This is a genomic window from Citrobacter sp. S55_ASV_140, from assembly GCF_018919505.1.
Taxonomy (GTDB): Bacteria; Pseudomonadota; Gammaproteobacteria; order Enterobacterales; family Enterobacteriaceae; genus Citrobacter; species Citrobacter werkmanii.
The window spans coordinates 33,920-45,673 of sequence record NZ_JAHLQZ010000014.1 but is presented as its reverse complement, the minus strand read 5'-3'; the positions used below and the strand labels follow the sequence as shown (position 1 = coordinate 45,673).

At 53.7% G+C, this 11,754-nt stretch carries 11 protein-coding genes; 9 read left to right on the top strand and 2 right to left on the bottom strand.

The genetic code is table 11. The features are described from left to right. Positions 1 to 202: 202 nt before the first annotated feature. The 6 genes from KQJ18_RS04400 to KQJ18_RS04375 are packed head-to-tail and all read left to right on the top strand — an operon-like array spanning position 203 to position 5,914. The gene (locus KQJ18_RS04400) at positions 203 to 910 is read left to right on the top strand and encodes a CoA transferase subunit A (RefSeq protein ID WP_204525980.1); all 708 of its coding nucleotides are present in this window, start codon (positions 203 to 205) and stop codon (positions 908 to 910) included. A 2-nt stretch (positions 911 to 912) separates the two neighbouring features. Next, complete coding sequence (locus KQJ18_RS04395; RefSeq protein WP_038640615.1) at positions 913 to 1,569, top strand: CoA transferase subunit B; 657 nt, start codon at positions 913 to 915, stop codon at positions 1,567 to 1,569. Positions 1,570 to 1,579: 10 nt separating this feature from the next. Beyond that, positions 1,580 to 2,782, top strand: a complete 1,203-nt coding sequence (locus KQJ18_RS04390) for an acetyl-CoA C-acetyltransferase (protein WP_121529052.1) — start codon at positions 1,580 to 1,582, stop codon at positions 2,780 to 2,782. After that, positions 2,772 to 3,695: a 3-hydroxyacyl-CoA dehydrogenase family protein gene (locus KQJ18_RS04385; protein WP_199952071.1), complete on the top strand. Its 924-nt coding sequence runs from the start codon at positions 2,772 to 2,774 to the stop codon at positions 3,693 to 3,695. Before KQJ18_RS04390 ends, KQJ18_RS04385 begins: the two co-directional genes overlap by 11 nt. A gap of 42 nt (positions 3,696 to 3,737) precedes the next feature. Continuing rightward, positions 3,738 to 5,132, top strand: a complete 1,395-nt coding sequence (locus KQJ18_RS04380) for a GntP family permease (protein WP_199951110.1) — start codon at positions 3,738 to 3,740, stop codon at positions 5,130 to 5,132. Between the two features lie 11 nt (positions 5,133 to 5,143). After that, positions 5,144 to 5,914, top strand: coding sequence for a 3-hydroxybutyrate dehydrogenase (locus tag KQJ18_RS04375; protein ID WP_216421528.1), 771 nt, complete (start codon positions 5,144 to 5,146; stop codon positions 5,912 to 5,914). 47 nt (positions 5,915 to 5,961) lie between these two features. Here the strand turns inward: KQJ18_RS04375 and KQJ18_RS04370 are convergent, their stop codons facing one another. Next, entirely contained in the window at positions 5,962 to 6,393 is a 432-nt protein-coding gene (locus KQJ18_RS04370) for an OsmC family protein (RefSeq protein WP_085048199.1), read from the bottom strand. 228 nt (positions 6,394 to 6,621) lie between these two features. Here KQJ18_RS04370 and sra point away from each other — a divergent pair, with 228 nt between their 5' ends. Together sra and maeA are read left to right on the top strand one after the other, a co-directional pair. Beyond that, the gene (sra, locus tag KQJ18_RS04365; protein ID WP_038640628.1) at positions 6,622 to 6,762 is read left to right on the top strand and encodes a stationary-phase-induced ribosome-associated protein; all 141 of its coding nucleotides are present in this window, start codon (positions 6,622 to 6,624) and stop codon (positions 6,760 to 6,762) included. A 179-nt stretch (positions 6,763 to 6,941) separates the two neighbouring features. Next, positions 6,942 to 8,639, top strand: coding sequence for a malate dehydrogenase (maeA, locus tag KQJ18_RS04360; protein WP_038640630.1), 1,698 nt, complete (start codon positions 6,942 to 6,944; stop codon positions 8,637 to 8,639). Between the two features lie 68 nt (positions 8,640 to 8,707). On the opposite strand, the gene KQJ18_RS04355 is transcribed toward maeA, so the two are convergent. Next, positions 8,708 to 9,610, bottom strand: a complete 903-nt coding sequence (locus KQJ18_RS04355) for an endonuclease/exonuclease/phosphatase family protein (RefSeq protein ID WP_121529055.1) — start codon at positions 9,608 to 9,610, stop codon at positions 8,708 to 8,710. Positions 9,611 to 10,028: 418 nt separating this feature from the next. Between KQJ18_RS04355 and KQJ18_RS04350 the strand changes: the two genes are divergently transcribed. Next, positions 10,029 to 11,744: an ABC-F family ATP-binding cassette domain-containing protein gene (locus tag KQJ18_RS04350; protein WP_204578084.1), complete on the top strand. Its 1,716-nt coding sequence runs from the start codon at positions 10,029 to 10,031 to the stop codon at positions 11,742 to 11,744. The last annotated feature ends 10 nt before the right edge of the window (positions 11,745 to 11,754 follow it).

Sequence of the window (11,754 nt, the reverse complement as noted above, 5' to 3'; positions counted from 1 at the left end):
AAAATTCAGAGTGTGAGCTACCGCTAAAAACGCGCGTAACTGTTTGATGCTCATTCCCATTTCGCATTCCTTTAACCTATTGAATACCTTTAATTAACATTAAATTGATAAAAAAACCCAATGAGTGAGTCACAAATTTAAAATTAACAAATCATTTTTCTCCCTCAATGATGTCGGCAAGGACAACAGGAGGGGCAAGTATATGGCTGGACTGGATAAACGGGTCGCCACGTATCAAGAGGCGCTGGAAGGACTGACCGACAACATGACGCTGCTCGCGGGCGGTTTTGGCTTATGTGGCATCCCTGAAAATCTGATTGCCGAAGTACGTCGTCGGGAGGTTCAGGGTCTTACCGTGGTGTCAAACAACTGCGGCGTGGACGGTTTTGGCCTCGGCGTACTGCTGGAAACGCGTCAGGTGCGCAAAGTGGTTGCATCCTATGTGGGTGAAAACGCGCTGTTTGAAAAGCAGGTGCTTAGCGGCGAACTGGAAGCCATCCTGACGCCGCAAGGCACGCTGGCGGAGCAGTTGCGCGCTGGCGGCGCGGGGATCCCCGCTTTCTTCACCGCGACCGGATACGGGACCCCCGTGGCCGAAGGAAAAGAGGTGCGCGAGTTTGCCGGACGTCCGTACATTTTAGAACAGGCCATAACCGGAGACTTTGCGCTGGTCAAAGGCTGGAAAGCCGACTGGTACGGCAATGTTATCTATCGCCATACCGCACAGAATTTTAATCCGCTGATGGCCGCTGCCGGGCGCATTACCGTGGTGGAAGTTGAAGAGATTGTCCCCCCTGGCGAGTTGGATCCCGCTTCGATTCATACTCCCGGAATTTTTGTTAACCGCATTATTCAGGGGCAATTTGAAAAACGTATTGAACAACGCACCCTGCGCCAGAAAGGAGCCTGACCATGTTAACGCGTGAACAAATGGCAATGCGTGTCGCCCGTGAGCTGCGCGACGGTTATTACGTCAATCTTGGGATTGGTATTCCCACTCTGGTAGCGAACTACATCCCCGATGGTATGGACGTGATGCTGCAATCGGAAAACGGTTTGCTGGGTATGGGGCCGTTTCCCACAGAAGACGAAATTGATGCAGACATGATCAACGCCGGAAAACAGACCGTGACGGCGCGCAAAGGCGCAGCGATTTTCGACTCGGCGCAATCCTTCGCGATGATCCGCGGCGGCCACGTTGACCTGACGGTGCTCGGCGCGTTTGAAGTCGATGTTAACGGCAATATCGCCTCGTGGATGATCCCCGGAAAAATGGTGAAAGGCATGGGCGGCGCAATGGACCTGGTGGCCGGAGCCGACAACATCATCGTGGTGATGACCCATGCCTCCAAAAACGGTGAGTCAAAATTGCTTCCCGCCTGCACCCTGCCGCTGACCGGCGTGGCCTGCATCAAACGCGTACTTACCGATCTGGCGTTGCTGGAGATTGCCGACGGGGCGTTCATTCTGCGTGAACGCGCCCCGGGTATCAGCGTGGATGACATTGTCGCCAGAACCGCCGGCAAGCTGATCGTTCCTGAAAATGTCCCCGAGATGCAATTTAACTGAGGAGCTGACCATGCAGGATGTTGTTATTGTCGCGGCAACGCGCACCCCGATTGGCAGTTTTCATGGCGCGCTGGCGCCGCTTTCGGCGGTTGAACTCGGTTCGGTGGTTATCCGTTCCCTACTGGAAAAAACGGCCGTGGCGCCTGAGCAAATTGATGAAGTGATTTTGGGTCAGGTGCTCACGACGGGCAGTGGTCAAAATCCGGCCAGACAGACGGCGTTACGCGCGGGCTTACCGGTCACTACGCCAGCGCTAACCATTAATCTGGTGTGCGGCTCGGGCCTGAAGGCGGTGCATCAGGCGGTACAGGCGATTCGCTGCGGTGATGCGCAAATTGTGATTGCCGGTGGGCAGGAGAGCATGAGCAATGCGCCCTATTTCCTCGACGGCGCGCGGGCCGGTCTGCGCCTGGGTCATGCCAGCCTGAAAGACAGCGTAGTGCATGACGGTTTATGGGACGCCTTCAACGACTATCACATGGGCATTACCGCGGAGAATCTGGCGGATAAGTTCGCTATCAGTCGTGAGCAACAGGATGCATTTGCTCTGCACTCCCAGCAAAAAGCAGCTGCCGCGATTGAAGCCGGTCGTTTTAGTGCGGAGATTACCCCGGTCAGCGTTCCGCAGGGGAAAAAACCGCCGCGTGTAGTGGACCGTGACGAACAGCCTCGCCCGGATACTCAGGCTGATAAGCTGGCGCAGCTGAAGCCAGCGTTTCGGCCTGGAAACGGCACGGTGACCGCCGGGAATGCTTCTTCAATCAATGATGGCGCCGCGGCGGTGATGCTAATGAGCGCCGCCAAAGCCGCAGAACTCAATTTGCCGGTTCTGGGACGGGTTGCGGGCTACGCGGTCTCCGGCGTCGATCCGGCCATTATGGGTATTGGGCCAGTAGAAGCGTCACTTCAGTGTCTGCAACGGGCTGGCTGGGCGCTGAACGATGTTGATCTCATTGAAGCCAACGAAGCGTTTGCCGCACAAGCGCTGGCGGTTGGCGAATCACTGAACTGGGATAGCAGCAAAGTTAACGTCAATGGCGGCGCGATCGCGCTGGGTCATCCGATTGGTGCCTCCGGGTGCCGGATTCTGGTGACCCTGCTGCATGAAATGGCCCGCAGCAACGCCGCCAAAGGGTTGGCCACACTGTGCGTAGGCGGTGGTCAGGGTGTCGCGCTGGCAGTAGAGCGTCCGGGGGGATCTCATGAAAAATAAGCAAATTTGCGTACTGGGCGCGGGTTTAATGGGCGTCGGCATCGCCACCCACTTTGCCCGCTTTGGTCACGATATCTGGTTGTACGACACCGATAGCAGCCGAATTGCGGAAATTAGCCTTATTGCCAGCGGTATTGTGGATGAGCTTATTGCTACTGAACAATTTGCTCTAAGCGAAAAAGCATCGGTTATGAACCGTCTACACGGTACGACATCGCTACAGGATATTGCCGCGTGCGGATTGCTGATTGAAGCCATCCCGGAACGCCTCGAACTTAAACATGCGCTGTATGCGCAACTGGAAGAGCTGATCGCACCGGAGGCGGTGATCGCCAGTAATACCAGCGGACTGCCACCCGATGCCCTGGCAGAAAAGCTTGCCTATCCTGAGCGGTTGCTGATTGCCCATTTCTGGAACCCGCCACACTTTATTCCGCTGGTTGAAATTGTGCCGGGGACGGCAACGAAGGCGGAATATCTCCATGAATTACAACAACTACTGCTGTCGATGCAGCTGGAAGCGGTCGTACTCGATCGCGCCGCGCCAGGGTTTGTCGGCAACCGTCTGCAATTCGCCCTGCTGCGTGAAGCGTTGCATATCGTTAAAAGCGGTATCGCCAGCGCGGAGGTAGTGGATCAGGTAATGCGTGCCTCGCTCGGACGACGCTATGCCATGGTTGGCCCGCTGGAGGCGGCTGATATGACGGGTCTTTCTACGGTACAGGACATTTGTCGGCATCTGTTACCCACGCTCGCCACCGGTAGCGACATGATGTCGCTGGTCGCTGACAAGGTCGCCAATGGTGAAACCGGTTTGCGCAGCGGCCAGGGATTTTATCGCTGGGATGATTCGCGCAAGAAGTACATCCAGCAACGCAGAGAGCACCAGCTGCGCTTTGCCCTGAAACCGTAACTTCTCTTTCTGTACCCACTATAACAATGATATTGAGGAGTCATGATGAGTGTATTAATCGCCCTGGCAGCGCTGGGCCTGCTGATGCTTGCAGCCTATCGCGGATACAGCGTCATCCTGTTTGCCCCCATCGCGGCATTAGGTGCTGTATTGCTTACCGAACCCAGCGCCGTCGGCCCTGCCTTCACCGGCCTGTTTATGGAAAAAATGGTCGGTTTTGTGAAGCTTTACTTCCCGGTATTTTTGCTGGGTGCGGTGTTTGGCAAGTTAATCGAGTTGTCTGGTTTTTCCCGCTCTATTGTTGCCGCCGCCATCAATATTCTCGGGCGGCGTCACGCCATCCCGGTGATCGTGCTGGTGTGCGCGCTGTTAACCTACGGCGGGGTATCGCTGTTCGTCGTGGCGTTTGCGGTGTATCCCTTTGCGGCGGAGCTGTTCCGCCAGAGTAATATCCCTAAGCGCCTGATCCCGGCCACCGTTGCGCTGGGCGCGTTTTCCTTCACGATGGACGCCTTGCCGGGCACGCCGCAGATCCAGAATATTATTCCGACCAGCTTCTTTGGGACTAACGCCTGGGCCGCGCCGTGGCTGGGGCTGATAGGCTCGCTGTTTATTATTTTCGTCGGTCTGGTTTATCTCGAACGTCAGCGTCGTAAAGCGCAGGCAAAGAATGAAGGCTATGGCACTGAACTGTTAAACGAGCCGGAAACGCCGGATAACATTAACCTGCCGAACCCGATAATCGCTATCTCTCCGCTGATTCTGGTTGGGGTATTTAACCTGCTGTTTACCCGCTGGATCCCACAGTGGTACGGCGCAACACATCAACTGGAACTGCCAGGCCTTGCCAAACCGATTACCACCGAAGTCGGTAAAATTACCGCTATCTGGGCGGTGGAAGCGGCGCTGATTTCAGGGATCCTGCTGGTGGTGCTGTTCGGCTATCGCAACATTAAAGGTCGCCTGGCGGAAGGCAGTAGAACGGCGGTTGGCGGCGCGATCCTCGCGGCCATGAACACCGCGTCGGAGTATGGTTTTGGTGCGGTGATCGCTGCCCTGCCGGGTTTCCTTGTGTTGTCAAAAGCGCTGGCGGCGATCCCCGACCCGCTTCTTAACGAAGCCATCAGCATCACCACGCTGGCCGGGATCACCGGCTCGGCGTCTGGCGGAATGAGTATTGCCCTCGCCGCCATGTCTGACACTTTTATTGCCGCTGCCCATGCCGCCAATATTCCACTCGAAGTCTTCCACCGCGTGGCGTCAATGGCCAGTGGCGGCATGGATACCCTGCCGCACAACGGCGCGGTCATTACCCTGCTGGCTATTACCGGCCTCAGCCATCGTCAGGCGTACGGCGGGATTTTCGCCATCACCGTGATCAAAAGCCTGGCCGTGCTGTTTGTTATCGGCGTCTTCTACACCACCGGAATTGTTTAAGGAGAATCATCATGAACTTAACGGGAAAAACCGCCCTGGTTACCGGCTCGACCAGCGGTATTGGATTAGGCATCGCTCAGGTGCTGGCACAAGCGGGCGCTTCGTTGATCCTCAACGGGTTTGGTGATGTCGAAGCCGCCAAAGACGCCGTGGCGCAGTATGACAAAACGCCAGGCTACCACGGCGCGGACCTGAGCGATGAAGCGCAAATTGCTGACATGATGCGCTATGCCGCAAGCGAATTTGGCGGTGTGGATATCCTGGTCAACAACGCCGGGATCCAGCATGTGTCTCCGGTAGAAACCTTCCCGGTTGAAAAATGGAACGCAATTATTGCTATTAACCTCTCATCCGTTTTTCACACTACGCGACTGGCGCTGCCAGGCATGCGCGCACGGAACTGGGGACGCATCATTAATATCGCCTCGGTTCACGGCCTGGTGGCTTCTAAAGAGAAATCCGCGTACGTGGCAGCCAAGCACGGCGTGGTGGGATTAACCAAGACCATTGCGCTGGAAACCGCGCAGACCGGCATCACCTGCAATGCGCTATGCCCCGGTTGGGTGCTCACACCGTTGGTCCAGCAGCAGATTGATAAACGTATTGCCGAAGGCGCTGCGCCTGACGTCGCACGTGACGCCCTGCTGGCGGAAAAGCAACCGTCGCGCGAATTCGTCACGCCGGAGCAGTTAGGGGAACTCGCGTTGTTTTTATGTTCAGACGGTGCGGCGCAGGTACGAGGCGTTGCGTGGAATATGGATGGCGGCTGGGTGGCGCAATAACATCATCGGGTGCCGGATAAGACGTAGTCGCATCCGGCACGCCACGATTAAGACTTCAGCTGATAATCCAGTGTAATTTCCGCGTTCAGTACCTGCGAAACTGGGCAGCCGGCCTTCGCTTTCTGGATGATGCCGTCAAACGTGGCGGCGTCTATCCCCGGAACGCTTACCTCACTGTGCAGCGCTACTTTGGTTATCGCAAATCCCGCATCCACCTTATCCAGAGAAACATCGGCAGTGGTATCAATGGCGTCTGGCGTAAAGCCCGCATCGCCCAGCATTAACGAAAGCGCCATTGAGAAGCAGGCGGCATGGGCCGCGCCAATCAACTCTTCAGGATTGGTGCCTTTTACCCCTTCGAACCGCGTATTAAACCCATACGGTTGCTGATTCAGCACGCCACTTTCGGTCGATACGGTACCTTTACCGCGTTTAATGTCGCCTTCCCAGTGTGCCTGACCCTTCTTATGGATAGTCATTACCGTTCTCCTGTGTTGTCGTTGAAGTTACAAGTATAGGACGCCTGAGAAAATGCATGATCCATCCGGGATAGTTCTGCATTTACCGCTTAAGCATTGACCTTTCAGACAAAATGACCGACCATCCTGAAAGCCGTTATTTTAAACATCGGCTTTCTATCAGGTTGTATTTCGTCCGTTGTTATACGGGCTCGCCCTTGAAACCAGAAACAGGATTAAGGAGTTAGAATGAAATCGAACCGTCAGGCCCGTCATATTCTTGGACTGGACCACAAAATCTCAAACCAACGTAAAGTCGTGACCGAAGGTGACAAAACCAGTGTGGTCAACAATCCTACCGGAAGAAAACGCCGCGCTGACGGCAAATAGTCTTTCGCAGGTCTGACTGAATAACGAGATAAACACCATTGCAACCGCAGTGGTGTTTTTGCTTATAAAACCCCATACCCCATTCACAATGCTTTATACTTCGCCCGTTTCCCTGGCGGACAGGCCACATACGATCATAAAGAACGCCAGGGACGGTTATTCAAAAAAGAGTGAGTGACATGGAAAACGAAACTAAAAAACTGCGTTCCCTTTACATCCCCTACGCTGGCCCGGTACTGCTGGAATTCCCTTTACTGAATAAAGGGAGCGCTTTCAGTGTGGAAGAACGCCGTAACTTCAACCTGCTGGGGTTACTGCCGGAAGTGGTCGAGACGATTGAAGAACAGGCTGAACGCGCCTGGATCCAATATCAGGGATTCAAAACCGAAATCGACAAGCATATTTACCTGCGTAACATTCAGGACACCAACGAAACCCTGTTTTACCGACTGGTGCATAATCACCTTGATGAGATGATGCCGGTTATCTATACCCCAACGGTAGGTGCTGCCTGTGAGCGTTTCTCTGAGATCTACCGTCGCGCGCGCGGTGTGTTTATCTCTTATCAGAACCGCCACAATATGGACGATATCCTGCAGAACGTACCTAACCACAATATCAAAGTCATCGTCGTCACCGACGGTGAACGTATTCTGGGCCTTGGCGACCAGGGGATCGGCGGGATGGGTATTCCGATCGGTAAGCTGTCGCTGTATACCGCGTGTGGCGGAATTAGTCCGGCCTACACCCTGCCGGTCGTCCTGGACGTCGGTACCAACAACCAGCAACTGCTGAACGATCCGCTGTATATGGGCTGGCGTAATCCGCGTATCACTGATGATGAATACTACGAATTTGTCGATGAATTCATCCAGGCTGTGAAGCATCGTTGGCCGGACGTGCTGCTGCAATTCGAAGACTTCGCGCAGAAAAATGCGATGCCGTTGCTGAACCGCTATCGCGATGAAATTTGCTCGTTTAACGACGATATTCAGGGCACCGCAGCGGTTACCGTTGGTACGCTCATTGCCGCCAGCCGCGCGGCGGGTAGCCAGTTAAGTGAACAGAATATCGTGTTCCTTGGTGCGGGCTCAGCCGGTTGCGGGATTGCCGAGCAGATCATTGCGCAAATCCAGCGTGAAGGTTTAAGCGAGGAAGCGGCGCGTCAGCGCGTGTTTATGGTCGATCGCTTCGGCCTGTTAACCGACAAAATGCCGAACCTGCTCTCCTTCCAGACCAAGCTGGTGCAAAAACGCGAAAATCTGCAGCACTGGGATACGCAAGAGGATGTGCTGTCGTTACTCGACGTGGTGCGTAACGTTAAGCCGGATATCCTGATTGGTGTTTCCGGACAGACCGGCCTGTTTACCGAAGAGATCATCCGCGAAATGCACAAGCATTGTTCGCGCCCCATCGTCATGCCGCTGTCTAACCCGACTTCACGCGTGGAAGCTACGCCACAGGATATTATCGCCTGGACCGAAGGTAACGCCCTGGTTGCGACCGGTAGTCCGTTCGCGCCGGTAGTGTGGAAGGAAAAAGTCTTCCCGATTGCCCAGTGTAACAACGCCTATATTTTCCCGGGTATCGGGCTGGGTGTTATTGCTTCCGGCGCATCGCGCATTACCGATGAAATGCTGATGTCGGCCAGTGAAACACTGGCGCAGTATTCACCGCTGGTGCTGAACGGCGAAGGACTGGTGTTACCGGAACTGAAAGACATTCAGACAGTTTCCCGTGCGATTGCTTTTGCCGTGGGTAAAATGGCCCAGCAGCAAGGCGTAGCTGTGAAAACGTCCGCCGAAGCGCTGCAACAGGCGATTGACGATAATTTCTGGCAGGCGGAATATCGCGACTACCGTCGAACGTCTATTTGACGGTTTGCCCGGCAGCAGAGTCTGCCGGGCAATTTTAAGCGTTCGATGAACGAAATACAGTATGTAGATTACTGTTCTGAAAGTTCCAGCTCAGCGATAACCGGCAGGTGATCGCTCGCCGTAGACCACGTAAATTCGGGTGAGTTATGTGGAATTTCCAGATTTTTGACGTTCCACTTCTGCCCTTTAAACGTGAAAATATGGTCTATATCGATCGCAGGGTTAACGGCTGGCCAACTGCGGGTATCAACCCCTTCTTTCGTCACTTCGTTGAAAAAGTAACGTATTTCTTTCAGCGGCTGCTCGTCCCGGGTCGAATTAAAGTCCCCTGCAAGGATTTTAATTGAGGAGGCGATATCCGGGAAATCTGATGTCGCGTCGCCAATGCTGATATCTAAAAGATAGCGGGCTTGTTCCGTACGCATGGTAGGATCTTTTTGCCAGTCGAGATGGGTCACCATAATGATGGGGGCAGAATCAAACCCAGGCACGTCAACCTGCGCCAGTAACGCCACGCGTTGTTCAGCATTACCCGACGGTAATTTTACCACCTGCGTATGCAATATTTTATATTTGGAAAGCAGTCCTAACCCGTACTCACCGCCATCAAAATCGAGCGCTTTACCAAAGGCGTAATACAGTTTATTGGCATCAGCGATTTTTTTGAGTTGATCGATCTTTTGACTGCGCCCTGTTTTATTATCAACCTCTGGCACTGCTATAATATCTGCATCTATTCTTTTAATAGCTGAATTAAGTGCCGTAAAATCCGCCACATCAGCAGATGCTTCATTTTTACCAATGTTATAGGTGGCAATCTTTAAATGCGGGTTATTCTGCGTGTAAATTTTGTCAGGAACACCACCCTTTTGCACTTTAAGTATCTCATTACCAGCGAGTTTTTCACTTGCTTGTGCATTTGCAAATAAACATCCCAGCGCAATCATCGTCAATGTCATTGTTTTTTTCATGTCATCTATTCTCCAATTAATAAAATAGTGAGCGACAGCGTACCGGAGAACAGCGATCGTTATTGTGATCCTTAACTCAAGCTTTCGACGCGACGAAAATTAACTTTTTCCTGATTTATTTGTCTTGTGATCTGCTGGGCGTTCAAAGCTTGCGCTACCGCGTATGTTGCGCTTACACTTTCATCACCGATTAACATTCTGAAAAACAAAAGGAGGATACTTATGCTGTACTGTGAACGTTTTATCGTTTCACATGCTTTTGGCGATCGCCAGTGCTCAAGCGTTATCGGTATCGTGCTGCGATAACTTCTGCTTGAGCGAAGCTAACTTCTCAATCCCCTTCTCTCGGGCTTACCGGGTTATCGTCAGCGATGTTTGACGAGGCGTTTTTACGCCTGTAACTCTTGAGTAAGCAACAATGAGCACATTACTAACCGCACAATCCTTACACGTTGATACGGCATTTGGCACGCTATTCGACGATCTTTCCTTCACCCTGAAAAAAGGTGACCGCATCGGGCTTATCGGTTACAACGGCTGCGGCAAAAGTACGCTGTTAAAACTGCTTGATGGCACGATTTCACCCACCAGCGGGTCTATCGCGCAGGCGAATCACTGTCATCTCGCACGTGTGGAGCAACATTTACCTGACGATATACTGCCGCTTACGTTGCAAGAGGCGGTGCTTGCTCAACTTCCCGAACATGAACGCGCGAGCCAGCAATGGCGAGTTGAAGCGTTGCTGGCCGAAATGGGTTTCACGCCGGAGAATTTATCTCTGACAGCACAAACGCTGAGCGGCGGACAACACACGCGCCTGTTATTAGCGCGGGCGCTGATGCGAAATCCTGACCTGCTACTGCTGGATGAACCGGGTAACCACCTGGATTTGCCCACATTACTGTGGCTGGAACAGTTCTTACAGAACTGGTCTGGTAGTTTTGTGGTGGTTTCCCACGATCCGCAGTTGCTGGATGCCGTAACTCACGGGACCTGGATCCTGCGCGATCGCACCCTGCATGCCTTCGATCTGCCCTGTAGCGCGGCGCGTCAGGCTCTGGTAGACAGAGACGCCAGCGATGCTTTGCGCCATAAGGCTGAACAAAAGGAGATCGACCGCGTCACCGCCAGCGCCAAACGGCTGGCGACCTGGGGGCGGGTCTACGACAACGAAGACCTTTCCCGTAAAGCCAAGCAGATGGAAAAACAGGTGCTGCGCCTGAAAGAGGTACAGACCGAAGTAACCTCGGGAAGTCAGTGGACACTAACATTGCAGGGTGATGCCCTGCGTGCGGATCGTTTGCTGGAGATGACTCATCTGTCCGTGGCCCCTGCTCCTGGCGCAGATTCGCTGTTTTCGATAGCCGGTATCCGCGTAAAAAGCGGCGATCGCGTGGCGATTGTCGGGCGCAATGGGTGTGGGAAATCATCGCTGTTAAGGCTTATCTGGCAACAGTTTCACTCACAGCTGGCATCGCCTTCATTGGTGTTACACCCGCGCGTTACGCTGGGGTATTACGATCAAACGCTGCACCAACTCGCTGATGACGACTCGCTGTTTGACGCGCTGGAAGCGTTTGCTCCTCAGCCTGATATTCGCAAAATGGCCTTGATTAGCGCGGGCTTTCCATGGGTTCGTCACGCACAGCGGGTCAGTACATTAAGTGGTGGCGAGCGTTCCCGGTTATTGTTTGTGGGACTGACGCTTGCGCGTTATAGCCTGCTGATGCTCGATGAACCGACCAACCATCTGGATATGGAAGGCAAAGAGGCGCTGGCAGAAACGCTGCAAAGCTATCACGGCGGCGTGCTGCTGGTCAGTCATGATCGCCAGCTTATCAGCAAAAGCTGTAACCGGTTCTGGTTTATTGAGAACGGCGAACTCAGCGAATGGCACGATCTCGACGCGATCAACGCGCGAATTCGGGAAACATCTGCTGAGATACCGGTCCCGAAAACGGTGGTTGAAGCGAGAAATGAAATAAGCCGCGACAGTGATGTGTTACTGGAACAACTTCTCGAACTGGAGCAGCGGCTGGCCGACGATCTCGCTCGTAAGCCGAAACATCAAAAACCGCTGTTACAAGCGCAATGGCGTCAGGAGATTGCGCGTCTGAACTCAATACTGGAGTAAACCGCATTGC